This is a genomic window from Coleofasciculus sp. F4-SAH-05, assembly GCF_040222985.1.
GTDB classification, from domain to species: Bacteria; Cyanobacteriota; Cyanobacteriia; order Cyanobacteriales; family Coleofasciculaceae; genus Coleofasciculus; species Coleofasciculus chthonoplastes.
In genome coordinates this window covers 1-23584 of record NZ_JAVKBY010000018.1, presented here as the reverse complement: position 1 = coordinate 23584, position 23584 = coordinate 1, and the positions used below count along the sequence as shown (strand labels likewise).

At 47.4% G+C, this 23584-nt stretch carries 37 protein-coding genes; 9 read left to right on the top strand and 28 right to left on the bottom strand.

What is annotated here, in order from left to right:
- Positions 1–4: 4 nt before the first annotated feature.
- The 7 genes from rplQ to RIG27_RS01865 form a co-directional block, all read right to left on the bottom strand.
- A complete protein-coding gene (gene rplQ / locus RIG27_RS01895; RefSeq protein ID WP_446340171.1) occupies positions 5–355 on the bottom strand; it encodes a 50S ribosomal protein L17 in 351 nt (116 codons plus the stop codon).
- Between the two features lie 96 nt (positions 356–451).
- Positions 452–1399, bottom strand: coding sequence for a DNA-directed RNA polymerase subunit alpha (locus RIG27_RS01890; protein ID WP_446340172.1), 948 nt, complete (start codon positions 1397–1399; stop codon positions 452–454).
- Positions 1400–1668: 269 nt separating this feature from the next.
- Positions 1669–2061 (bottom strand): 30S ribosomal protein S11, encoded by a 393-nt coding sequence (gene rpsK, locus RIG27_RS01885; protein ID WP_446340173.1) that lies wholly within the window; start codon positions 2059–2061, stop codon positions 1669–1671.
- Positions 2062–2110: 49 nt separating this feature from the next.
- On the bottom strand, positions 2111–2494 hold the full coding sequence (gene rpsM / locus RIG27_RS01880; RefSeq protein WP_006100714.1) for a 30S ribosomal protein S13: 384 nt from the start codon (positions 2492–2494) through the stop codon (positions 2111–2113).
- 60 nt (positions 2495–2554) lie between these two features.
- A complete protein-coding gene (gene rpmJ / locus RIG27_RS01875) occupies positions 2555–2668 on the bottom strand; it encodes a 50S ribosomal protein L36 (RefSeq protein ID WP_071777214.1) in 114 nt (37 codons plus the stop codon).
- An 87-nt stretch (positions 2669–2755) separates the two neighbouring features.
- Entirely contained in the window at positions 2756–2980 is a 225-nt protein-coding gene (gene infA / locus RIG27_RS01870) for a translation initiation factor IF-1 (RefSeq protein ID WP_006100613.1), read from the bottom strand.
- Between the two features lie 305 nt (positions 2981–3285).
- Entirely contained in the window at positions 3286–3840 is a 555-nt protein-coding gene (locus RIG27_RS01865; protein ID WP_446341888.1) for an adenylate kinase, read from the bottom strand.
- Here RIG27_RS01865 and RIG27_RS01860 point away from each other — a divergent pair.
- The gene (locus RIG27_RS01860) at positions 3834–3968 is read left to right on the top strand and encodes a hypothetical protein (protein WP_446341887.1); all 135 of its coding nucleotides are present in this window, start codon (positions 3834–3836) and stop codon (positions 3966–3968) included. The two genes, RIG27_RS01865 and RIG27_RS01860, sit on opposite strands and share 7 nt — an antisense overlap.
- A 51-nt stretch (positions 3969–4019) precedes the next feature.
- Here the strand turns inward: RIG27_RS01860 and secY are convergent, their stop codons facing one another.
- On the bottom strand, positions 4020–5366 hold the full coding sequence (secY, locus tag RIG27_RS01855) for a preprotein translocase subunit SecY (protein ID WP_446340176.1): 1347 nt from the start codon (positions 5364–5366) through the stop codon (positions 4020–4022).
- Positions 5367–5583: 217 nt separating this feature from the next.
- Entirely contained in the window at positions 5584–6360 is a 777-nt protein-coding gene (locus tag RIG27_RS01850) for an RNA-guided endonuclease InsQ/TnpB family protein (protein WP_446341885.1), read from the bottom strand.
- A gap of 46 nt (positions 6361–6406) precedes the next feature.
- Between RIG27_RS01850 and RIG27_RS01845 the strand changes: the two genes are divergently transcribed.
- Entirely contained in the window at positions 6407–6517 is a 111-nt protein-coding gene (locus tag RIG27_RS01845) for a DUF6290 family protein (RefSeq protein ID WP_446340178.1), read from the top strand.
- A 147-nt stretch (positions 6518–6664) separates the two neighbouring features.
- On the opposite strand, the gene rplO is transcribed toward RIG27_RS01845, so the two are convergent.
- From rplO to rplC, 18 genes are all read right to left on the bottom strand, one after another.
- The gene (gene rplO, locus RIG27_RS01840; RefSeq protein ID WP_446341883.1) at positions 6665–7114 is read right to left on the bottom strand and encodes a 50S ribosomal protein L15; all 450 of its coding nucleotides are present in this window, start codon (positions 7112–7114) and stop codon (positions 6665–6667) included.
- Positions 7115–7216: 102 nt separating this feature from the next.
- Positions 7217–7738: a 30S ribosomal protein S5 gene (gene rpsE / locus RIG27_RS01835; protein ID WP_446340180.1), complete on the bottom strand. Its 522-nt coding sequence runs from the start codon at positions 7736–7738 to the stop codon at positions 7217–7219.
- A gap of 25 nt (positions 7739–7763) precedes the next feature.
- The gene (rplR, locus tag RIG27_RS01830; RefSeq protein ID WP_446341881.1) at positions 7764–8126 is read right to left on the bottom strand and encodes a 50S ribosomal protein L18; all 363 of its coding nucleotides are present in this window, start codon (positions 8124–8126) and stop codon (positions 7764–7766) included.
- Between the two features lie 2 nt (positions 8127–8128).
- Positions 8129–8668, bottom strand: a complete 540-nt coding sequence (rplF, locus tag RIG27_RS01825) for a 50S ribosomal protein L6 (protein ID WP_446340182.1) — start codon at positions 8666–8668, stop codon at positions 8129–8131.
- Between the two features lie 63 nt (positions 8669–8731).
- Positions 8732–9133: a 30S ribosomal protein S8 gene (gene rpsH / locus RIG27_RS01820; RefSeq protein ID WP_446340183.1), complete on the bottom strand. Its 402-nt coding sequence runs from the start codon at positions 9131–9133 to the stop codon at positions 8732–8734.
- A gap of 24 nt (positions 9134–9157) precedes the next feature.
- On the bottom strand, positions 9158–9703 hold the full coding sequence (rplE, locus tag RIG27_RS01815) for a 50S ribosomal protein L5 (RefSeq protein WP_446341921.1): 546 nt from the start codon (positions 9701–9703) through the stop codon (positions 9158–9160).
- 101 nt (positions 9704–9804) lie between these two features.
- Positions 9805–10155 (bottom strand): 50S ribosomal protein L24, encoded by a 351-nt coding sequence (gene rplX / locus RIG27_RS01810; RefSeq protein WP_446341878.1) that lies wholly within the window; start codon positions 10153–10155, stop codon positions 9805–9807.
- Entirely contained in the window at positions 10155–10523 is a 369-nt protein-coding gene (gene rplN, locus RIG27_RS01805) for a 50S ribosomal protein L14 (RefSeq protein WP_446340185.1), read from the bottom strand. The genes rplX and rplN overlap by 1 nt, the downstream gene beginning before the upstream one ends.
- 143 nt (positions 10524–10666) lie before the next feature.
- The gene (gene rpsQ / locus RIG27_RS01800; RefSeq protein WP_446340186.1) at positions 10667–10915 is read right to left on the bottom strand and encodes a 30S ribosomal protein S17; all 249 of its coding nucleotides are present in this window, start codon (positions 10913–10915) and stop codon (positions 10667–10669) included.
- Between the two features lie 6 nt (positions 10916–10921).
- Positions 10922–11317 carry a 50S ribosomal protein L29 gene (gene rpmC, locus RIG27_RS01795; protein WP_446340187.1) on the bottom strand — a complete coding sequence of 132 codons (396 nt, stop codon included), beginning with the start codon at positions 11315–11317 and terminating at the stop codon, positions 10922–10924.
- 6 nt (positions 11318–11323) lie between these two features.
- Positions 11324–11737: a 50S ribosomal protein L16 gene (gene rplP / locus RIG27_RS01790; RefSeq protein ID WP_446340188.1), complete on the bottom strand. Its 414-nt coding sequence runs from the start codon at positions 11735–11737 to the stop codon at positions 11324–11326.
- 94 nt (positions 11738–11831) lie between these two features.
- Positions 11832–12557, bottom strand: coding sequence for a 30S ribosomal protein S3 (gene rpsC, locus RIG27_RS01785; protein ID WP_446341874.1), 726 nt, complete (start codon positions 12555–12557; stop codon positions 11832–11834).
- 59 nt (positions 12558–12616) lie between these two features.
- A complete protein-coding gene (gene rplV, locus RIG27_RS01780) occupies positions 12617–12979 on the bottom strand; it encodes a 50S ribosomal protein L22 (protein WP_446340190.1) in 363 nt (120 codons plus the stop codon).
- Between the two features lie 69 nt (positions 12980–13048).
- On the bottom strand, positions 13049–13324 hold the full coding sequence (gene rpsS / locus RIG27_RS01775; protein WP_006100735.1) for a 30S ribosomal protein S19: 276 nt from the start codon (positions 13322–13324) through the stop codon (positions 13049–13051).
- Positions 13325–13364: 40 nt separating this feature from the next.
- The gene (gene rplB / locus RIG27_RS01770) at positions 13365–14228 is read right to left on the bottom strand and encodes a 50S ribosomal protein L2 (RefSeq protein ID WP_446340191.1); all 864 of its coding nucleotides are present in this window, start codon (positions 14226–14228) and stop codon (positions 13365–13367) included.
- Between the two features lie 160 nt (positions 14229–14388).
- Positions 14389–14694 (bottom strand): 50S ribosomal protein L23, encoded by a 306-nt coding sequence (locus tag RIG27_RS01765; protein ID WP_446341871.1) that lies wholly within the window; start codon positions 14692–14694, stop codon positions 14389–14391.
- Positions 14687–15319 carry a 50S ribosomal protein L4 gene (gene rplD, locus RIG27_RS01760; RefSeq protein WP_446341869.1) on the bottom strand — a complete coding sequence of 211 codons (633 nt, stop codon included), beginning with the start codon at positions 15317–15319 and terminating at the stop codon, positions 14687–14689. Before rplD ends, RIG27_RS01765 begins: the two co-directional genes overlap by 8 nt.
- 94 nt (positions 15320–15413) lie before the next feature.
- A complete protein-coding gene (gene rplC / locus RIG27_RS01755; RefSeq protein WP_446340216.1) occupies positions 15414–16049 on the bottom strand; it encodes a 50S ribosomal protein L3 in 636 nt (211 codons plus the stop codon).
- A gap of 629 nt (positions 16050–16678) precedes the next feature.
- On the opposite strand from rplC, the gene RIG27_RS01750 reads away from it, so the two are divergent.
- From RIG27_RS01750 to RIG27_RS01735, 4 genes are all read left to right on the top strand, one after another.
- On the top strand, positions 16679–17125 hold the full coding sequence (locus tag RIG27_RS01750; protein ID WP_044206588.1) for a DUF6932 family protein: 447 nt from the start codon (positions 16679–16681) through the stop codon (positions 17123–17125).
- Positions 17122–17631 (top strand): helix-turn-helix domain-containing protein, encoded by a 510-nt coding sequence (locus tag RIG27_RS01745; RefSeq protein ID WP_446341866.1) that lies wholly within the window; start codon positions 17122–17124, stop codon positions 17629–17631. The genes RIG27_RS01750 and RIG27_RS01745 overlap by 4 nt, the downstream gene beginning before the upstream one ends.
- A 41-nt stretch (positions 17632–17672) precedes the next feature.
- Positions 17673–18317 (top strand): hypothetical protein, encoded by a 645-nt coding sequence (locus RIG27_RS01740; RefSeq protein ID WP_446341864.1) that lies wholly within the window; start codon positions 17673–17675, stop codon positions 18315–18317.
- A 94-nt stretch (positions 18318–18411) separates the two neighbouring features.
- Entirely contained in the window at positions 18412–18969 is a 558-nt protein-coding gene (locus RIG27_RS01735) for a hypothetical protein (RefSeq protein WP_446341862.1), read from the top strand.
- Here RIG27_RS01735 and RIG27_RS01730 read toward each other — a convergent pair.
- Positions 18966–19139 (bottom strand): hypothetical protein, encoded by a 174-nt coding sequence (locus tag RIG27_RS01730; protein ID WP_446341860.1) that lies wholly within the window; start codon positions 19137–19139, stop codon positions 18966–18968. The two genes, RIG27_RS01735 and RIG27_RS01730, sit on opposite strands and share 4 nt — an antisense overlap.
- A gap of 57 nt (positions 19140–19196) precedes the next feature.
- On the opposite strand from RIG27_RS01730, the gene RIG27_RS01725 reads away from it, so the two are divergent.
- The 3 genes from RIG27_RS01725 (at position 19197) to gyrA (ending at position 23130) form a co-directional block, all read left to right on the top strand.
- On the top strand, positions 19197–19550 hold the full coding sequence (locus RIG27_RS01725; RefSeq protein WP_446341858.1) for a hypothetical protein: 354 nt from the start codon (positions 19197–19199) through the stop codon (positions 19548–19550).
- 6 nt (positions 19551–19556) lie between these two features.
- The gene (locus RIG27_RS01720; protein ID WP_446341919.1) at positions 19557–20141 is read left to right on the top strand and encodes an RNA-binding domain-containing protein; all 585 of its coding nucleotides are present in this window, start codon (positions 19557–19559) and stop codon (positions 20139–20141) included.
- Between the two features lie 394 nt (positions 20142–20535).
- Positions 20536–23130, top strand: coding sequence for a DNA gyrase subunit A (gene gyrA, locus RIG27_RS01715; protein ID WP_446341856.1), 2595 nt, complete (start codon positions 20536–20538; stop codon positions 23128–23130).
- The last annotated feature ends 454 nt before the right edge of the window (positions 23131–23584 follow it).

Sequence of the window (23584 nt, the reverse complement as noted above, 5' to 3'; positions counted from 1 at the left end):
GAGTTCACACCAGCTCGATAATTGCCATTTCCGCATTATCCCCACGACGGCGCAGGGTTCTGAGTACGCGAGTATACCCACCGTTACGATTGCCATAGCGATCATTCACCCCTTCAAACAAGGCATGAACTAACTGCTTGTCGTAAATATAACCCAAGGCTTGACGGCGAGACGCTAGGGAGCCATCTTTTGCCAAGGTAATCATTTTTTCCACTTGGGAACGCACAGCTTTTGCCCGCGTTTTAGTGGTGGTGACTCGACCATGACGAATCAACTCTGTAGCTAAGCTTCTGAGCAGCGCTCGACGCTGGTCGGCTGGTTTTCCCAGTTTGGGTACGCGACAACGATGACGCATTTTCTTTTATTCCTCTACAATCCCACAACAACGAAAACTTTTTCAATCAAATGGCTAATCGAGTTGACGATTAGCCATTTAGTCTCAATCCTTACCTTAAGTTGGTTTAGCCGATTTTTCGTGGGGCAATGTAATCCCCAAGCGTTTTTGCAAGGCATCGATGACTTCTTCGGCAGACTTTTGACCAAAGTTCTTGATTTCGAGCAGATCCTCCTGGCTATAATCTAGTAAATCAGCAACGGAGTTAATTTGCGCTCGCTTGAGGCAGTTATACGCCCGCACCGACAGTTGCAGTTCTTCAATCGGAATTTGGCTGGTTGGATCTTCATCTTCAGGACGACCCACAGGCTCTGGCTTCAGCTCGATATCTTTCAGGGGATTGAATAAATCCACCAGAATATTAGCGGCTTGACTCAGTGCTTCCTGGGGTGACAGGCTGCCATTTGTCCAAACATCTAAAATTAAGCGGTCTTTTTCCAGGGAACCGTCAATACGAGTATCCTCGACGCTGTAGTTGACTTTGGTCACCGGCATGAATACGGCGTCAAGTTGCAGGAAATCGACTGAAGATGTTTCATCACGACCCCGTTCTACAGAGCGATATCCTTTGCCTCTTTCTATACGGAACTCCATTTCCAGTTTGGCACCGTCGGCTAGGGTCGCGATATACTGACCGGGATCAACAAATTCTACGTCCGACGGTAGGTCAAACTGAGCCGATCGCACGGTTGAGGGTCCAGTGATCATGACTCGACCAATATGGGGTCCGGGTGTATAACTTTTGAGGACGACTTCCTTCATATTCAGAAGAATTTCTAGGACATCCTCTCTGATTCCCTCAATGGTGGCAAACTCATGATTGACTCCAGCAATCCGGACAGCCGTAATCGCTGTACCTTCTAGGTTAGACAGGAGAACCCTTCTCAGGGCATTCCCAACTGTTGTACCTTGACCGCGTTCGAGAGGTTCTAGGACAAATTTGCTATATTGACTTTGATTCTTTAGTGTTTTGGATTCTACGCACTCAATCTGAAACTGCGCCACGGAGTGACCTCCCTCCTTTAATTCATAGGAACCCATCAAAAGCACCAAGCGAGTACTTTTGAATTTTTGTTGCGCCTAACCCACAATTTGGTACAAGTGGCAATAAGCAAAGTATTAGTGGTTAGCATAATTCGCTCAATGCTGACACTTGATTTTGTTGTCGAGTCGAGACGGATGCGGGTTAAACCAACGTGAAGGTTTGATTGAGATATACCCTAAATCAAACTCTGGCTTTGGCTTCCCCAATTCCCGCTCCCAATTTCCCGTTCCTAGACGCGGCGTCGTTTCGGGGGACGGCAACCATTATGAGGAATTGGCGTGACATCCCGAATTAGGGTAATTTCTAGTCCTGCCCCTTGCAGGGCGCGAATAGCCGTTTCTCGACCTGCACCAGGACCGCTAACCATTACCTCAATTTGACGCATTCCTTGGTCTATCGCTCGACGGGCGGCGTTATCGGCAGCGGTTTGAGCGGCAAATGGGGTGCCTTTCTTAGCTCCCTTAAACCCACTTGATCCCGCCGATGCCCAGGAAACAACATCACCTCGCGTGTCAGAAATGGTGACAATGGTATTGTTGAAGGTGGACTGGATGAATCCCATTCCATTGGGAACGTTTCGTTTCTGCTTTTTTGTACCAGTTTTTTTAGTTGGTCGCGGCATATCGCTTTAGTTGGCTATCTTAATGATGGGTGTGAACTGAATAAGAGTGTTACTTCTTCGCTGGTGCTTTTTTCTTACCGGCAACGGCAATACGTCTACCCCGGCGGGTACGGGCATTGGTGCGGGTTCGTTGACCGCGCACAGGTAACCCTTGGCGATGACGACGCCCGCGATAGGTACCAATATCAACCAGGCGCTTGATATTCATGGCTTCCCAGCGCCTTAAGTCTCCCTCGACTTGATAGTCGCCCTCTACCACTGATCGCAGGGTGGCTACGTCAGCATCGCTTAAATCCTTGACGCGGATATCCGGATTAACGCCCGTTTTTGCCAGAATTTCTTTGGAGCGAGATAGACCAATTCCGTAGATGTAGGTTAGACCAATTTCTATTCGTTTATCACGAGGTAGGTCTACACTGGCAATTCTTGCCACGGTATTTTTCTCCCTTTTGCTGGTTTTGTGCTACAAATGAGTCTTATAGAGTCTGGTGGATTACCCCTGACGTTGTTTGTGCTTGGGGTTTGGACAAATAACCATTACTCGACCTCTACGTCGAATAACGCGACATTTTTCGCAAATTTTGCGGACGGATGCTCTAACCTTCATGGTTTTTTTAGTGACAACGCAAGCACATTATTATATCATTTTTTGGTTTTCGCGTCAAATAATTCCCGAAATCAACCCTACCGATTTTTATTTTTTGCGAAGTCGGTAGGTGATTCGCCCCTTGCTCAAGTCATAAGGGGTCAGTTCAACTTTGACGCGATCGCCCGGTAAGATTTTGATGTAGTTACGGCGAATTTTGCCAGAAATATGGGCAAGGACGTTGAAGCCATTATCCAAATCAACCCGAAACATGGCGTTCGGCAAGGATTCGGTTACCGTCCCTTCCATTTCAATTAAGTCTTGTTTAGCCAATTTTGTCGTTCCTCAATACAATTGGTCACTGATTACCCTCCACACAGATAGAGATTTGTCCAGGGAGTGTTAACTTATGTTATCAAAATCCTCCCACAAAGAGCCTGTCCCAATTAAGGGAAGCCTTAGAAATAGTAACGACTTACCAGAGAGGAGAACATCCGTTACGTAAAACTGAAACAAATCTCCCCATACCGGGTAAAATCTGCTGTTTACTTCCTGCTTCATTCTGGTAGTGTCGGCACTTGTCCAGTCCACAGGCTACCACCACTTAACTAGCGGCTATCTCCAACTTGATTGATGACTTAACTCGACATCACCTGCTTGAGAGAGTCAGTAACCGCCTCCATTGGTCTATCCCCATCCATCTCGCGCAAGATTGAGTGATCGCGGTAAAACTCAATCACCGGCGCCGTCTGTTGGCGGTAGACGTCTAGGCGTCGCAGAATCGTCTGCTCATTATCATCTTGGCGTCCCCGTGAGAGTAACCGTTTCAGGATTGATTCATCAGGGACATCCAAATAAATGGCATAATCGCACCGCTGATCAAGATCCTGAAGCAGATTTTCCAGAAAAGCCGCTTGGCTAACATTACGAGGAAACCCATCCAAAATCCAACCCGCTTGAGTATCAGGTTGTTTAAGGCGATCGCGAATCAAATCCAGAATCAATTCATCGGGCACCAACTCCCCTCGTTCCATATAAGACTGAGCCTTTTGTCCGAGTGGTGTAGATGCGGCGAGCGCACTCCGTAGAATATCCCCGGTAGATATATGAGGAATCTGATAAAGCTGAGCGATATGCTGAGCTTGTGTTCCTTTTCCTGCCCCTGGTGGTCCTAAAAAAACTAATCGTGTCATTGGTTATTTGTCATTCGTCCTTTGTCCTTTGTCATTTGTCATTTGTCCTCTCCTCTGTCAATTTGATGTCTTTTCTACAACGCGGCTCAAATCCAGCTCTCACCTCTATAGAAAAACTGCCGATTTAGGGTTCATCAACACTGAACAAAGGACAAGTAACCAATGACATAGCCCAAATTTTACTGCTTAACCATACCCTCGTAACGCTGTGAAATCACATACGTTTGAACTTGTTTCGCCGTGTCAATTGCCACACCGACCAAAATCAGTAACGAGGTAGCCCCTAGCCCTCTAAACGTGGTCACTCCCGTGGCACTTTCGACAGCCGTTGGCACAACCGCCACCAGTCCCAGGAAAATAGCACCCAAAAATGTTAACCGATTCAGCACTCGCTCAACATAGTCGCTTGTGGCTTTACCTGGACGAATTCCCGGAATACTCGCTCCCATTTTCTTCAAATTCTGCGACATATCAACCGGATTCACGATCAACGACGCATAGAAATAGCTGAAAAAGAGAATTAACACCAGATAAACCAGTACATACAGCCACGGTGTCGGACCATTCGGGCTGATATAAAGTGCCACCTGATTTACCCCTTGCATGAGCGAACCTAAAAAGCCTTCACCCGTGCCACCACGAGCAAAGCCAGCCAAAGACGTAGGCAGAATCAACACCGCTGAGGCAAAGATAATCGGCATTACCCCACCTTGGTTCAGTCGTAGTGGCAGATAACTCGTCCGTTCTCGATAGAGGCGACGTCCAACTTGTCGTCTTGCCGAAATAATCGGAATCCGGCGCGTTCCCTCCTGAACGAAGACAATCCCGACAATCATCACCAGGAAAACCAGGAGCAAAATGACCACCTTACCTGCCATTTCTCTCCCCCCCGTCTGTGCCAATTCAATCGTTTGACCCAATGTCCGAGGCAAAACTGCCACAATATTGACAAAAATCAACAAGGATGCACCGTTACCAATCCCGCGTTCGGTAATCACTTCCGAAATCCACATCACAAACATTGAACCCGCCGTGATGGCTAGCACAGTTTCCACAAAAAACAGTGTTCCCGGATTTGTGGCAAATCGGCTGGCAAAGATTGCCAGACCCACACTTTGCAATATTGCCCAACCCAGGGCAACATACCGGGTAATCTGAGAAATTTTCCGACGTCCGGCTTCCCCTTCATTCTTCTGCAAATTTTCCAGCGTGGGGATAGCTGCCGTCAGCAACTGTAAGATAATTGACGCATTAATATAGGGCAAAATCCCTAGGGCAAAAATTCCCAAAGCCGAGAATCCTCCCCCAGAGAAAAAATCTAAAATGCCAGCGATGGGAACGTTGCCACCTTGGATGGCTTGGGCAAGTTGTTCCCGATCAATTCCCGGTACAGGTAAAAAGACACCAAACCGGGCTAGGATCAACAAACCGATGGTCAAAAGCAACCGACCTCTAAGACCGGCAGCTTGTGCCATCTGCATAAATGTTTCTTGAGCCGTTGGAGCTTTGTCTCGACTGACGACCATAAAGGGGTACCTCCAGATGACACAGTGTTGACCTCTCCCTGGTATAAATAAACAGGGATTCTAATAGGATACTTCGGGGCTAATTAAAATCGCGTCCCTTCTGATCTTAATTAGAGTTCCAGATCAATAACCTGGATGGCGCGGTCAAAAACGCCCTACAGACCTTGGTTAGATCAAGACCTAACTGTATCTCTACTTTTGTGACATACTCCCACGCTCAATCATAGATTAGAGCGCGGGCTTCTCCATCCCGTTTCCGAGACTTCGCGTTTTTGAGTGAGGCGATGCCCAACCCCACTTTTTTAATCAAAATACCTGAACACAAGTCTCTGGGCATAGATGCACCGCAATGAGGGCAGTCATGCCAACGCTCTGACAGAGACTTAGAGACTCGGTTTAAGCAAACAGCACAATGCTGAGATGTCCCCGCAGGATTCACTTTGATTACCCGCTTACCAGCTTTTTCAGCTTTGTCAGGCAGTATTTCATTGAGGAATCCTGCTATCCCTGCAGGGGTAGGGCGATGCTGAATAAACTTGATTGCTCCAAACTTCGGGAAGATAATTCGATTTCCCTGAATACAATCGGGCTTAATCGAGGGAAAGGTGATAGTGCGATAGCGGTTCTTTCCCTTGAATCGAGGTTTCCCACTACGTTTCCCATTGCTATCCCCCTTTAGGAATCGTTGAAAAGCCAAGTTTACTCGCTTAACGACTTCTTGAAGCACATGAGCATGGATATCTTGATACCCGGGACGCTCTTGCTTCAGTTGTACCAAAGAACGCTTCTGACCATAGTATTCTGGCTGCTCTTTCGGTTCAGCAATACTGCAAGTATTGGGGCAAGCATTAACCGTAGTACGATTCATCTCCCACCAATCAAAACGTTCTGCCAACAGCCAGTTGTACTGACAACGCAACATATCGAGCCAACGAGTCAAACGACAACGTTGTTCGTAATTCGGCTTTAAACGGTACTGGTAGGAGGTGATCATCGGTTATGATTGTACTGTAATTTGCATACTATAACCCCAAATATCAATGGCGACAATAACAATTAGACTTCCAGATCAAGAACTGAATGATCTAAAGAAATATTGCCAACAGAACGACAGGACACAGACCGATGTAATTAGGGAATACATACATTAGAGGACTTGCAGATCGTACCGATTGACAATTCCGCTTCACTCCATTGTCGGGCTATCCTTCCCGACGCTGACCCTATCGGGTACAGCGCGGGGCTGTCGCCCAAAGCTCAAACTATTAGCAGCACCATTACCCGCCAACGCTAAAAAGTTACGCCTCAATTACTTCACAACTCCCGCCAGCCGCCTCAATTTTTTGGCGGGCGCTAGCCGTGAAGGCAGCAGCTTTAACATTTAGCGATACATTCAACTCCCCGTCGCCCAGAATTTTCAGCGGTCCGTCGTTAGTGGTGACGATACCCGCTTCCATCAGTGACGATAATGTCACCTCTGTACTGGCAGGGAGTGATGCCAACTTACCTACATTTATCGTAGTGTAATGTTTGGGATTAATCACCGTAAAGTGTTTTAGCTTAGGTAAGCGGCGGTACAAAGGCATCTGACCCCCTTCAAACCCCGGTCTTGTACCCCGACCTGATCGCGATTTTTGACCCCGCATGCCAAAGCCACAGCTAGCACCTTGACCCGCGCTAATCCCGCGACCAACACGACGACGACGTTTCTTTGCACCTTTTTGGGGTGCTACAGTATGGATTCTCATAATTTAGATCGTGAACCTCAAAACTCTCTCATTTAGGGCGGATTTTGGACAAAGGTTACTATTCATGGCGAAAAGCGAGTCCCTAAACCCGCCCCTACACAATCAGACATAGAGCTTCTCAATCTCAACCCCGCGTTCTTGCGCCACTTCGGAAAAAGTCCGCAGAGCATCTAGGGCATTAACGGCAGCTCTGGCATTATTCAAGGGATTATTAGAACCCAATTGCTTGGCTAAAATATTACGAACCCCTGCCAATTCCAACACCGTCCGCACAGCGCCGCCGGCAATTACCCCTGTACCGGGTGCAGCAGGTCGTACCATAACCTTGGCACCAACAGCCGCTCCATTAGAGGGGTGAGGAATGGAATTCGACTTGGTTAACGGAACGTCGATGACTTGCTTTTTGGCATCGACAACCCCTTTGCGAACAGCGCCAATCACATCACTGGCTTTGCCCACACCAACGCCAACTTGACCACGCTCATTGCCAACGACAACGATTGCACGGAAACTTAATTTTTTCCCGCCTTTGACCACCTTGCTAACCCGACGGATTTGAATAACCCGTTCTTGCCAGGCGCTGTCTTTTTCTTTAGCGCGGCTACTTTTGCGACGATTTGCCATAATTTAAATTTTGCTTTACTTACTTCTAGAAGTTTAACCCAGCTTCACGCGCCGCTTCTGCCAAAGCTTTCACGCGACCATGGTAAAGGTTTCCTCCCCGGTCAAAAACAACCTGAGATATGCCTTTTTCCAATGCTCGCTGGGCAATTAACTGACCCACTTTAACCGAGGCGTCACAGGTGGCACCTGATTTTACCTCTGACTTCAGTCCAGGTTCTAAAGTAGAAGCTGCCACTAGGGTATGTTGCTGAAAATCATCAATAACCTGCACATAAATGTGCTGATTTGAGCGAAAGACCGCTAATCTTGGACGTTCAGCACTACCTTGGACTGTTCGGCGCACGCGCCGATGTCTACGGTGGACTGATTCTTTACGAGTAAGTTTCATGGTTACTTCTTACCTGCTTTACCAGCTTTACGTCTAATCATTTCACCGGCATAGCGAATGCCTTTCCCTTTATAAACTTCAGGGGGACGCACCGCTCGAATTTTAGCCGCTGTGTTGCCGACGATTTCTTTATTGATCCCGCTAACAATCACGTTAGTATTCCCTTCAACGGCTAGCTGCACGTCTTGGGGCGGGACAATTTCCACGGGTTGACTGTATCCGACATTCAGAATTAAGTTACGTCCTTGAACTTGGGCGCGATAACCGACACCTTGGATTTCTAAACGTCTCTGAAAGCCTTGGGAAACTCCTTCAACCATGTTGGCAACCAGGGTACGAGACAATCCGTGGCGCTGACGGGCAAGTCTGGATTCATCCCGTCGCCGCACTTGAATGGTTTCGCCTTCTTGTTCAACGGTGACTTGTTTCGGTAGAACTCGTTGGAGTTCTCCTTTGGGTCCTTTGACGGTAACCTGTTGACCTTCAATGGTCACGGTCACTTTATTGGGAATTGTTATCGGGCGTTTGCCAATACGCGACATAATTTTATACTCCTTATCCGGGCAAAAGAATTCAAAAGAGCTAAAGTGCTGATTTGAGCCGTGCTACCAGATGTAACACAGCACTTCACCACCAACTCCTTGTCGTCGGGCTTCCCGGTCAGTCATGATGCCACTGGAGGTGGAAATAATCGCAATCCCAATACCACCCAGAACTCGCGGTAATTCCTTGCGGTTTTTGTAAACTCTGAGACCGGGTTTACTCACCCGTTTCAGCGCTCGGATAATAGGTTGACGAGTTTTTCCTTTGTATTTCAAAGAAATCACTAAGTATTTTTTGATGCCTTCTCCAGCTTCTTCAAACTCGGCAATAAAACCTTCCTCTCTCAAGACCTGGGCAATTGCACGGGTCATTTTTGTTGCTGGGACATTTGTTGTTTGATGCCGCACCAAGCACGCATTCCGAATGCGGGTCAGCATATCTGCAATTGTATCGTTTGCCGCCATTAGTTCCTTCCTATTCTTACAGGCTTATTTCTCCCGGAAAGGCATTCCCATCTCTTTGAGTAAAGCGCGACCCTCTTCATCGGTGTTTGCGGTTGTGATAATTGAAATATCCATGCCACGAATTTGATCGATACTGTCGTAGTCTATTTCCGGGAAAATCAGTTGTTCTCGGATGCCTAAGGTGTAGTTACCGCGACCGTCGAAACTGCGAGGGCTGATCCCGCGAAAGTCACGAATTCGCGGCAGGGCTAAGCTAATTAGGCGATCCAAGAACGAGTACATCCGTTTCGATCGCAGGGTCACCATGACCCCCACGGGCATTCCTTCACGGATTTTAAATCCCGCGATCGCTTTTTTGGCACGGGTGACCACAGGTTTTTGACCGGTAATGATCGCCAGTTCACTCAATGAGGATTCCAGGGCTTTCGCATTTTGAGAGGCTTCTCCTAATCCCCGGTTGACGGTGATTTTGGTCACACCCGGGACTTGATGGATGTTTGTATACCCAAACTGTTCTTTAAGTTTGGGAACAATTGTGTCTTGATAGAGTGTTTTCAATCGGTCAGACATGGTGGTTATCCTTTTTCCCTGGGCTTGGTCAGGGGGTGTCATTTGTCCTTTGTCCTTTGTCATTCGTCCTTTGTAATGACTCAAAGGACTTGACGAAGATATTAGTCAATTATTTCACCCGTTTTCTTCAGCATTCGTACCTTGCGTCCCTCTTCAGTCAAGGTATAACAGATACGACTTGCCACTTTTTGCTTATTAGAATAAAGCATGACATTGGAACTGTGAATCGGGGATTCAATTGTAGCAATTTGACCCGTTTCGCCTTCTTGCTGAGGCTTGACGTGTTTGGTTTTGACATTCACGCCTTTGACGACAACCTTACTGTCTTTCGGTAAGGTTTGCAGAATTTCTCCGACCTTACCTTTATCGTGACCACTAATCACTTGCACAGTGTCGCCTTTTTTGATATGCATTTTGTAGCGCGGTGGCGCATTTTCTGTCTTTTTAGCCATCAGAGTACCTCCGGCGCTAAGGACACAATTTTCGTGTAATTTCTTTCCCGTAGTTCTCGCGCTACAGGACCAAATACGCGAGTTCCTCTAGGATTGCCTTCCGGGTTAATAATCACAGCCGCGTTATCGTCAAAACGAATACTCATGCCGCTTTCCCGGCGCAATCCTTTACGAGTGCGGACAATAACCGCCCGAACGACATCGGACTTTTTAATTGCCATGTTAGGAATCGCATCCTTAACCACAGCAATAATCACGTCACCCACACTACCGTAACGTCGGTTTCCAGAACCGAGGACGCGAATGCACATTACTTTACGCGCACCGCTATTGTCAGCCACATTTAAATAGGTTTGTTGTTGAATCATCTGATTTGTGCTCTTGATTCAGAGTTATGAGTTGTGAGGCAAGTCGGAGTGGATTTCACGATTATCGTTTCCCACCGATTCGTGAACATTTAAAACCCAAAACCAAGTTCCTTCGAGGGTGGCGAAGGGTCAATACGCCTTAATTAAATTGAGGCCCTATTGAGAATATCCGTAACCTGCCAGCGTTTCGTGCGACTGAGAGGTCGGGTTTCTTGAATGCGGACGCGATCGCCTTCTTGACAGCGATTTTCTTCATCGTGTGCCTTGTATCGCTTGGTATTGACAATGATTTTGCCGTACTTCGGGTGGGGCGATCGGTTTTCGACAGCAACAACCACGGTTTTATCCATTTTGTTGCTCACAACCAAACCAACTCGTTCTTTTACTGCCATCGTGATTTACTCCTCTTCTTTTGCCTCAGATGGTGAGGATTCAGGGGTGACTTCAGTCGCATCGGGTTCACTCACTGACTCTTGCTCATCGGCTTGAACCGACTCTTCCACCTCGGCTTGAGGGGGTTGAGTCGTGGCTGTAGCCGTTGTCGCTGCATCGGCTGAATCACTCACCGTTTGTGGGGTTGTCTCTTCAGACACTGCTGCCAATTGCCGCTCTCGCGCGACAGTCATCATCTGAGAAATGCGATGTTTGAGATGCTTAAACTGATGGGGTTTTTCCAAACGGCGGGTGGCTTGTTGCAACCGCAGTTCAAATAGCTCACGCTTGGCAGCTAAAATTTCATCCGCTAACTCTTGATCGCTTAAGGTTCTGGCGTCGTCTATTTTGGGCAAAGGCATAAATACTTATTCCCCTTCACGAGTAACGAACTTTGTTTTAATGGGAAATTTGTTAGCCGCTAGACGCATGGCTTCGCGGGCAAGGGGTTCGGGAACACCAGCGATTTCATAGAGAATTCGACCGGGTTTAACCACAGCTACCCAATATTCAGGTGACCCTTTCCCGGAACCCATACGAGTTTCAGCGGGACGCATGGTCACAGGTTTATCTGGAAACACGCGAATCCAGATTTTTCCGCCCCGGCGAATATAGCGAGTCATGGCTCGACGACCGGCTTCAATTTGACGAGCCGTAATCCAGGACGGTTCAGTCGCTTGCAAGCCAAAGTCCCCAAAATTGAGGGAGTTGCCGCGAGTCGCTTGACCTCTCATCCGCCCGCGATGCTGTTTGCGGAATTTCGTTCGTTTAGGACTTAACATAGTTATTTTTGTCCGTTATCGGTTATTCGTGGTTGTTTATCGTTTGCCCGTTGTCACCTCACCCCAGACAAAGGACAAATGACTCTTCAAATGACTATTCATTAGAACGATCTTCAAATTGCTGGCGACGCCGTTGTTGACGACGACGGGGTTGAGCCGTTGGCGGGGGAGCGACTTCTTCGGTAGACGGAATGATTTCGCCTTTGAAGATCCAGACTTTCACACCGAGAATCCCGTAGATGGTGCTAGCGGTACGGTAGGAATAATCAATATCCGCTCGCAGGGTATGTAGGGGAACTCGACCTTCACGAGTCCACTCCGTTCGCGCAATTTCAGCACCATTCAGGCGACCACTCACTTGCACTTTGATGCCTTGGACATCTGCCCGTTGCGCCCGTTGAATCGCTTGACGGACAACTCGACGGAAGGATACCCGGCGTTCGAGCTGTTGGGCAATGTACTCGGCAATTAGCTCCGCATCGGCATCCACCCGGGCGACTTCAATGACATTGATGCGAATTTGACGATTGCTCCCTAAAAGGTCTTGGAGACCTGTACGCAAGGATTCAATGCCACTACCGCCACGACCAACCACGACACCAGGTCGCGCTGTATGGACTTCTAAATCAATTTGATCGGCTTTGCGTTCGATCCGGATCATCGAAATTCCGGCGTTACTCAGATTTTTTTCGATGTATTGTCGGATGATGTAGTCCTCTTGCAGGACTTCTGGGTAACGCTTGGTATCAGCAAACCAACAGGAGCGATGCTCTTGAGTGATACCTAAGCGAAAACCAATTGGATGAATTTTTTGTCCCACGAAACCTTCCTTTACTTTGTGTTTGTCCGTTGTCAATCGTGATCATTGATAACGATTAACTAGTCCTCAACTTGGGGTGAAACCGCCACCGTTATATGACAAGTTGGCTTGCGAATCTGATAAGCTCGACCTTGGGCTCTGGGGCGATAGCGCCTAAAGCTGGGTCCCATATCAGCAGAAGCATGGCTAATCACCAAGTTTGTTGGATCTAAACCCGCATTATGTTCGGCATTCGCCACGGCGGATCGTAGGACTTTCAGCACGGGTTCGCACGCCCGGTAGGGCATAAATTCTAGAATAATCAGGGCTTCGCGGTAGGAACGTCCGCGAATCTGATCAAGAACCCGCCTAACTTTCAAGGGGGACATACGAATGTAACGTGCGATCGCTTTGGTTTCTACTGTCGTATCTATCGTCGCCATAGTTTTTGTGATCTCTAATGGGGAAGAGCGAGATAAAAGCTGCCAACTCCGCGAACAGCATCGTGCCGATTAACGCGCCCGGCGATCACTTTTAGAATGACCGCGAAAGGTACGAGTTGGGGCAAATTCGCCCAGTTTATGCCCCACCATCTGCTCATTGATAAAAATCGGCACATGGGTTCTGCCATTATGAACGGCGATGGTATGACCCACCATTTGCGGCAGAATGGTTGAGGCGCGTGACCAGGTTTTAATCACCTGCTTTTCGCCTTTAGTATTTAAGGCTTCAATCTTACTCAGAAGACTGTCGGCAATAAATGGACCTTTTTTTAACGAACGACCCATAATCTCAACATTGTAAATGGTCAGTGATTGGATACAAGCGTTAAGCTTGACGCCCACCCCGTCCTCGCTTCGAGGATTTGCGCCGACGGCGGACAACTAAAGCCGTGCTTTGTTTTTTCGGCTTCCGAGTTTTAGCACCCAAAGTGGGTTTACCCCATGGTGTGACTGGACCTGATCGACCAATAGGCGCTCTACCTTCGCCACCACCGTGGGGATGATCCACCGGGTTCATGACGCTTCCTCTGACTTTAGGACGGCGTCCCAAGCGACGGCTACGACCGGCTTTCCCTAAACTGAGGTTACGAGCATCACTATTCCCAACCTGTCCAATCGTGGCATAGCAATTTCGCTGCACCATGCGAACTTCCGTCGAGGGTAACTTCAGCGTGACATACTTTCCTTCTTTGGCAACGACTTGGGCACTCACCCCAGCCGCACGGACGATTTGACCGCCTTTTCCGGGTACCATTTCTACGTTATGCACGCTGGTTCCTAGAGGGATATTGCTCAGAGGTAAAGCATTACCCACCTCAATCGGAGCATCGGGTCCAGAAATCACAGATGCGCCCACTTCTAAACCAGCCGGATGCAAAATATAGCGTTTTTCGCCATCCTGATAGTAAAGCAGGGCAATCCGGGCGTTCCGGTTCGGGTCATATTCAATGGATGCTACTTTAGCCGGAATATTGTGCTTGTTCCGGTGAAAGTCGATGATGCGATAGAGGCGCTTGTGTCCACCTCCCCGACGCCGACTGGTAATCACCCCCCGATTATTGCGACCCTTGGGACGGTGATTAGATGTCGTTAGCGATTTTTCTGGTTCATCGCGGGTAATCTCGGCAAAGTCTGAGATCGTAACCTGACGGGTACTAGGTGTATAGGGTTTATAACTACGAGTTCCCATAAAACTATCCTTTATTTGTCATTTGTCATTCGTCTTATGTCATTCGTCTTATGTCTTATGTCCCTGAAAACTCGGTCGGGGCGGGTTTAGTTGCATCTGGATTGGGTAATAAAAGATAGTAGTCAAACCCGCCCCTACACATTCAACACTCACCATTGTTTTATACGTCTGGGAACAGGGTAATTGAGTCTTCAGGCGCTAAGGTGACAATTGCCCGTTTATATTGGGGCTTGTACCCGATAAATCTGCCGACGCGACGCTTTCTGCGAGGTGGCATTAAGGTATTTACACCCGTAACTTTGACATCAAAAAGGCTTTCTATTGCCGCTTTGATTTGAGGTTTAGTGGCTTTGGGAACAACATCAAAGACGTATTTGTTATCTTCTAATAGCAACGTGGCTTTTTCCGTCACAATTGGGCAAAGCACCATGTCTGCCAGGTCGCGGGGGTTAGTAGATTTAGTCACTGTAAACCTCCTGAATTTTGGCAAGGGCTGTATTGGTGGTGACAATTTTGTCAGCGTTCAATACATCGTAGACATTTAAGCTGTCAGCATAGATTAGCTTGAGGCTTGGCACATTACGCGCTGACAAATAAACCTGCTGTGCGGATTGCGGTAGAATCAAAAGGACTTTCTGATTTGGATCAATTCCCCAACGCGCGATCGCGTCCATCAAGTCTTTGGTTTTAGGACGGGGCAGTTGATCGGCAAACTCTTCGACGACAATCATATCCTCGGCTCGACCCTGCAATGCTGTTCGCAGTGCCAAGCGCCGCTCTTTGCGGTTCATCTTCAGGTTATGATCTCTAGGCTTGGGACCAAAGATGATGCCCCCACCTCGCCACAAGGGTGAGCGATTTGTGCCAGCCCGAGCGCGACCTGTTCCTTTTTGCCGCCACGGTTTACGTCCGCCCCCTCTAACTTCGGCGCGGGTTTTCGTGGATGCGGTTCCTTGACGAGCATTGGTCATTTGTCTAACTAATGCTCGATGAACAATGTGAGACGCACTATCTTCTTTGGCGACTTTCAGCTCTAGGGTTGCCTGTCCCACTTCTTCCCCTTGCCAGTTTCGCACTATACAATCGACCATAGTTTTTAGTCCTTAGTCTTTATTCTGGTTGTTCATAATTCATCGGTGGGTATAAACAATGAATAATGAACAATCAACAATCAACAATGCATGACTATCGCCCGACTTTATTCGTGGGTGCAATATTTAAAAGCGCTCCTGGCTTACCGGGAACTGCCCCTTTAATAATCAGTAGGTTTCGCTCTGTGTCTACGCGCACCACCTGTAGTTTGCGAATGGTCTGACGTTTACCGCCATAACGACCTGCCATTTTCTTCCCGGGGAAGGTACGACCGGGCGTTGTTCCGGCACCAGTGGAACCGGGTAAGCGGTGGTTTTTTGAACCATGCGCCATAGGTCCGCGCTTAAAGTTATGGCGTTTTTGATAGCCAGCAAAGCCGCGACCAATGGTATTACCAGAGACATCGACCAGTTGACCCGCACTAAATATTTCGGCATTAATAACTTGACCGAGTTGAAATTCGTCGGTGTTATCTAGGCGATATTCGCGCAGGTGACGTAAGGGGGGAGCCTCAGATTTGGCTAAATGCCCCTTTTCTGGCTTATTGACTGCCTTGTCTTTAACTTCGTGATAGCCCAGTTGCACAGCACTGTAGCCATCCGTTTGCTTGGTTTTGATTTGAGTCACCCGACAAGGACCCGCTTGAACGACTGTGACAGGAAGGGCGCGTCCTTCCTCGTCAAAGACTTGGGTCATGCCGAGTTTCGTGCCGAGGATACCGACAGACACGGGCTTCTCCTTTCTAGACGTTACAGCGAGGCAGGTTTGGCGTTGATTCACAAGTGAATCCGCTAGTGCCTCAGCAGGTTATCTTCCTGACTAATCGACAGGGATTTCCTCGATTGAGGGTAATTCTTGCCTGGTTAGTTGTGGAAATTTGGGTTAGTACTGACTAACCGCGTCGCCGTGGAACGCTGGGACTTAAAGAGTTATCTCCTCAGTATCCCCACGAGGCGAATGGCAATTGCCTAAGGTCAGAAGCTGCTACTACAAGCGCCTTATGGCTTTTTTATCTGAGTTCGCTCTAGTTCTAAAGTAGAACGAGCTGCTCTCAACTTGGTGGTTTGACTGGATAAATCCAAGACCACAGCTTCTGTTGACCTGAGTTGCGATCGAGTAAGTCGCGATCGCGCAACTGGCAATTAATTTGGTCACAATTGCTCAGTATAGAATAATTCCCTAACTTTGTCTAGGAAATTGGCGACAAATTTATACATCCGAGCCAGCTCGCCTGGAAAGCCGCACGCTCATTCACAATCCGGGGAACCCGCAAACCCGCCATGCACCTGGTCTAAGCCTCCACCTTAAATGGTACGCTCAAAAGCTGGACAATTAATTTGTGGAACAGGTGTAAGGGAGTGATTCCAGACTTCGACGAAAACGGCAATCTACCACCAGGAGTGCATTTTTGCGAATGGGAGGAATTTGTAGAACGATTTGGAACCAATGCGCTTAGGTTGCGTTTAATACGGGGACTGCAAATGGCAATGGATCAGCTAAAAGCAGCAGGTTGCCGGACAATATATATCAATGGCAGCTTTGTTACCATCAAAGCAGACCCAAGGGATTTCGATGCCTGTTGGGATAGAGAAGAGGTAGATATAGACTATCTCAGAATTCATGCTCCTCGATTACTGAATCATTATGACCGTGCTGGACAGAAAGCTAAATATGGAGGTGAAATCTTTCCATCCGACCAACCCATCGGCAATTACGGAATGGATTCTTTTGAATTATTTCAGCAAGATAGAAAGTATAATAAAAAAGGGATTATTGCCATAGATTTAGTGAGGTGGAAATTATGATTAAAGATGAAAAAGAGTATACAGTTACTCAGGGGCTTATCGGAGAATTTGAAAAATCTATAGCCGCAACAGAGAGGGATGAAGCCAGGAAAACAAATGATCCTGACGGCTGGGAGCTGATGAGAAGTTCATTACAATCTCATCTCGATAAATTAAAAGCAGAAATCGCTGAATATGAAAGGCTTACATCCCACGATCGCCACAGCCCTATCGTACTGAAGCTCGACGATCTTGACTATTTCCCGCAAGTTTTAATTAAAGCGCGTATGGCGGCTAAACTCAGCCATCAAGAACTAGCGAACTTAGCTGGACTTACGGAAGAGCAAATCAAACGCTATGAAGGTAATGATTACGAAGATGCCAGTTTCCTGGATGTCAGATTTGTGATTGATGCCCTAGATATTAAAATTCAAAACGGGGAGTTTTTAATTCCTTTAGATACGCTGAGAATAACCCCAATTACTAAAGAAGAATTGCTAACGTCTCATACAAGAAATCGGGATTGATTGTTTAGTTTGGTAAAGTTAAATTTTTAAGGTTATCTTCTATGAAGCTGCGTGATTGGTTTAAATATTCAGACAGGGAAAAGCCTAACCTGGATTCTCATAAAACTTACGATCCTACAGATCGGGTAATCATTCATCGGGACTATTTACGTGATTTCTTATCAGCCTTGGGCATGGGGTTACTAATTTCTGTAACTGCTGATCGTTTTGCAAATGCAGCAACAGAAGAGGAGCTTGAGATTGAGCCAAGTGAAAACAAGCAAATTGATGAGCTTACTTGGATTTCAACAAATATACATACTCCTGATTTCACTAAGCATAGTTCTTTTCGCGGACGCTCTATTTTGCGCCGGAATTTCATAATCGAACCTTATGATAGACCGAAGTTTGAGCGTAGTCCTTGGTATTTTTTTGGAGAAGACCCGATACAAGAATCAGAGTTGCCAAGCTTTATAGTGAATGATGAGGGAAAGAGACAAGCTTTGCAAAAAAACACTTATTTGGTAAATTCTAGCAGCGAGATTGGATGGTTAGGATATTTATATTTCCGTCCAGAGGTTCTGCAAAAGTATCTGCAAGTTCCTGGATACAGGGTATTTTTTCATATGCGGAACTGGGGAGTAGCTTCCTTACCTGGTGATAGAGGTACGATTGATGTAGGGATTAATTCCCAGGGATTAGTTTAATGTTTTTGCTCCCGATATAGCTAATCTGAGTCTTGCGGAACAAGCCTATTGGGCATCATTTTCTTCGCTGCCGAGTGGTGATATTTGTGAAGAGATGTTCCAAACAAGAATGCAACAGAATCCACCTCACTCACCTGGGGTAGTCAATTTAATCCGAGATGTTCGCTCTCAACTTAATGCTAGTTTTCAACATCAAGCCTCTGCCCATTTATTTAGTGATGCAGAGCCAAGTAATCAAGAGCTACGTAGACTAAGTGTAGGACCAGTCAGTAACCAATTTTCAGAGGTTCTTGAACTTGCAAAAGTTCTCTATGGGTGGGTCGTTGAAACAATGCAGGTTGAGCTACTTCGTAATACCTTGAGTAATCTGGGGGGAGTAGTAGACAAAAAGCTAAGGCAGATAAAGCTTTTAGAGAAGATTTTGATGGCTAAGGGATTGGACGAGCCACAAGCTCGATCAATGACGGCTCCTCTTGTCGGTTTAAATGAACTCCGCATAGGTTCAGCACACATCGGTAATCCTAAACTGGAGCCTATTTTTCAATTAATGGGAGCGTCAACAATTCCCGAAACGCCAAGAGCTGGCTGGAATTTCTGTGTTGATGCTGTTGGAAATTGTTTATGTTCAATTGCTGGTATCTTGGAAAGTTAATTGGACTTTGGGCAAAAGGCTGTAATCGCGCGATGCTCAACCTCAGACACTATCTCGCACTTGTCAGACGTACCTAAATAGAACCCCTGAGTTGTCCCCACCCAAACCAATTCCGACTCATCACCCGGAATTGCCAACAGCGATCGCCACACCAAATCTGACCAACCCAATTAGTGCGATAAGTTAAAATGAGGCTGAATACTTTGGCAAATCTTTAAATTCACAGAATGCAGATTAGCGTTGAAGTCTCAGATGAGTTGGCACTCCGATTGAGTCCACTGCAAGATCAGTTGCCGCAGATTTTAGAACTAGGGTTGCGGGAATGGAATGGGGATGCTCAATCTGGATTTTCTGGACTGACAGACGTTTTGGAGTTTTTGGCGAATCTGCCAACTCCAGAGGAAATTTTGGCACTGAAGCCATCTCCGGTGTTGCAGCAGCACATTGAACACCTGCTAGAAAAGAATCGGACAATCGGGTTAACAGCCCAAGAGGAGCGATTGTGGCAGCAGTATGAATATGTTGAACATTTGGTACGGATAGCTAAGGCGAAGGCATTGCTGAAGCTTAAGGCAACATAAGGGTTAATTCAAGATTATTTTGCAAAAAAAGATACATCAACTCTTGGTCAAGGTGCCGAATTAATACAATTTTTTAAGAACTCCCTACTTCGCTCTCGTATAGAAACCACAAAATATGAGTTTAAGCAAGGTTTAGTGAATTTATCAGCAGCAAAGAGAGAGTTGAATGAAAATTTAGTTCAGAGACTAATGGAAACGATTTGTGGAATTGCAAATTCCGATCCTGATAGTGATGGATACATTTTTCTTGGAGTGGCTGATAAAAAAGATCACGCAGATAGAATTAAAAGTTTAGATGGAGTTAATCCTGTTGATAATGCTCACTATTTTTTCGCCAGATCAGGGATAACCAACATAAACAGAATACCGAAAACAATAATAGCCAGAGCTTGTTCTGTGGTCAGTAGATTCGGTCTGACCAGATACAAGACAGCAAAGCCAAGCAACGCAATTGTCAGATTCCGAGACAGCAGCCCCGGCATTACCAGAGTCGCAATGATGCAAAATGCGATTATTGCAATGGCTACTTCCATGGTTCCTGTTTCCTTGTTTCGGGTAATTACAGGGCGTTTAGCAAGGCAGAAAGCCTAACTGATCGCCTACTATCAATCAACCGTTACCTTTAACCCGATTCCTCGTGGACAAGACTTGCCTGTTTCTGTCGGGCTGGCTTGTGTACGGGTTCCCCCTATACGCTATACGGCACTCGGCAACGTAACTCTAAACTATCTCAAAACCGCTCATAAGTCAGTAGTGAGTAACTGCTCATTTGGACTCTACGCGATCGCGAACCCCCGAAAACACGTCTATCCCTTATCCCAATAAGGCTTTCCCTGACTCCGAGTCCGGGTAAACTTGTGTTAAAATATAAATATTAAAAGAAAGTGGCACATTTTAGCAACTATTTGGGTTAAACATAGCGGTTTAGCTCACTTTTTGCGCTTTTTTTGCCTAAATCCTGAATTTTTATGGAGTTTTTCGTTCTATGAGTACCTCCCAAGAGCGGATTGTCCCGACAAATCTTCGCAGCGAAATGTCTAGGTCATACCTAGAATATGCCATGAGCGTCATCGTGGGTCGGGCGCTACCCGATGCGAGGGATGGACTCAAGCCAGTACATCGGCGGATTCTCTATGCGATGCATGAACTGGGACTCACGCCCGATCGCCCCTTCCGTAAATGCGCCCGTGTTGTGGGTGAAGTCTTAGGGAAATATCACCCCCACGGCGATACAGCGGTGTACGATGCCTTAGTTCGCATGGCGCAGGATTTCTCCATGCGATCGCCCCTAATTAACGGACATGGTAACTTTGGCTCGGTGGATAATGATCCACCAGCGGCAATGCGTTACACAGAATGCCGCTTGCAATCCTTAGCCACAGACTCCCTACTCCGGGATATTGAGTCGGAAACTGTCGATTTCCTGGATAACTTCGATGGATCACAACAAGAACCGATCGTCCTCCCCGCCCGGGTTCCCCAGATACTCCTGAATGGATCATCGGGTATTGCTGTTGGTATGGCAACCAATATCCCGCCCCATAATTTGGGTGAATTGGTGGATGGCTTAGTCGCCCTAATCCATAACCCAGAAATCACCGAAAAAGAATTGATGCGGTATATTCCCGCCCCTGACTTTCCCACGGGCGGTCAAATCCTGGGCAGATCGGGCATCAAAGACGCCTACACCACCGGGCGCGGTTCAATCACCATGCGGGGTGTGGCGCAAGTTGAAACCATAGAACACCGGGGACGCCCTGATAAAGAAGCGATTATTGTCACCGAACTACCCTACCAAACCAATAAAGCGGCACTGATTGAAAAAATTGCCGAACTGGTTAATGATAAGCGCATTGAAGGCATTTCGGATATTCGGGATGAAAGCGATCGCCAGGGAATGCGGATAGTGATTGAACTGAAGCGGGATGCCTATCCCCGTGTGGTTCTCAACAATCTCTACAAGCAAACTCCCATCCAAAGCAATTTTGGTGCCAACATGCTGGCATTAGTCGGGAATGAACCCCAACTATTGACCATCAAACAGTTCCTCGAAGTTTTCCTCGAGTTCCGCATCGAAACAATTACCCGGCGCACCCAATACGAACTTCGCAAAGCCGAGGAACGGGATCATCTGTTGCAAGGGTTACTCATTGCCCTAGATAACTTGGATGCGGTAATCGCTGTAATTCGTGCCGCTGCCGATACCGCCACCGCCAAGAGTCAATTAATCGACCAATTTGGACTGTCCGAAGCCCAAGCTGATGCCATTTTGCAAATGCAACTGCGACGCTTGACGGCATTAGAAGCCCAGAAAATTCAAGCCGAACACGAAGAGTTACAAGTTCGCATTGCGGATCTACAAGATATTCTGGCGAATCGACAGCGCATCCTAGAAATTATCGAAACTGAAGCGCTTCAGATCAAAACAACCCATGGTACACCTCGCCGCACGGTGATTCAAGAGGTGGAAGGGGAACTGGATGATATTGACCTAATCGCCAATGAAAAAGCAATAATTTTAGTCACGGAACAAGGGTATATCAAACGGATGCCCATTCACTCCTTTGCTGCCCAAGCTCGGGCAACCCGGGGCAAAGCCGCCGCCCGGATTAAGGAGGATGACGGGGTTGAGCATTTCCTGAGTTGCTGTGATCACGACACCCTGCTATTTTTTAGCGATCGCGGTGTGGTTTACTCCCTACGCGCTTACCAAATCCCCGCCACATCTCGTACCGCCAGAGGGGTACCGATCGTGCAAATGCTGCCGATTCCCCACAATGAAAAAATTACCTCGGTTGTACCGGTTAGTGAGTTCACCGATGATGTGTATTTGGTGATGTTAACCCGCAAAGGGTATATCAAAAAAACGGCGTTGGATGCCTTTAGTAATATCCGGGCAAATGGTTTAATTGCCATTTCTCTAGGTGAGGGCGATCAACTGCGCTGGGTGCGTCTATGCCGAGCTGAAGATAGTATTATCATTGGTTCGAGTAAGGGAATGGCAATTCATTTTAAAGCCGATCATGACCAACTCCGTCCCCTGGGTCGGGCTACACGGGGGGTTAAGGCGATGAAGCTGCGCTCTAAGGATGAGTTGATCAGTATGGATATTCTCCCGGCTCAAGTTGTGGAGAGACTGATTGCTACAGCCGATGAAGAGGCGGAAATGGAAGACGATACCAGCAGCAGTGATGAACTCAATGGGGAAGAGATTCACGAAACCGCCGGTCAAGGACCCTGGGTTTTGGTGGTTACCACAGGCGGTTTAGGCAAGCGAGTGCCAGTGTCTCAATTCCGACTGCAAAATCGCGCCGGAATGGGATTAGTGACGATTAAGTTCCGCCATAGCAAAGATAAACTCGCCGCGTTGCGGGTGGTGAATGAAGGGGATGAATTGATGGTGGTGACGATGCGAGGCATTATTATTCGCCAAGCCATTGATGCCATTTCCCCTCAATCCCGAATGGCGACAGGGATACGAGTACAACGCTTAGATGAGGAGGATGCGATCGCAGCGGTGGCGTTAGTTCCTTTATCGGGTTCTGAGGAAGAAGCTGAAGCATTGGATGAGGCGTTGTAACGTTAATTAGGGAACAGGGTGATATCAACTTAAGCTACAGCCCTCAAGCTACAGCCCTCACCCCCAACCCCTCTCCCAAGCTTGGGAGAGGGGAGCAAGAGGGGAGCAAGAGAGGAGTCGTGTTCCAGACTTTGCCAACTACATCTTTTATGATGAATGCCACTGAATTAAGCAACAGTCAAGCGTGAAACCCTTGTAAATTGGTAGTTTAGCACACTAAATTGCCCTTAAGTCAGTGCCATTTCTTTTATGATGGTTCCCCTTCTCCTATGCAACAAAAGCTCTCGCATCCTCTGTCCTCCCCCCTCTTCGTAGCTACGGTGTACACACAAGTGGAGTCTGAGCAAGTTTCCACCCCAGGAAAAGCGACTCAAACTTCCGCAAACCCTTGACGAGAGTGGGCATTCCTGGAGGACGTTGGGAACGATAACCCGACCATCCTCCCAGGCGTGCA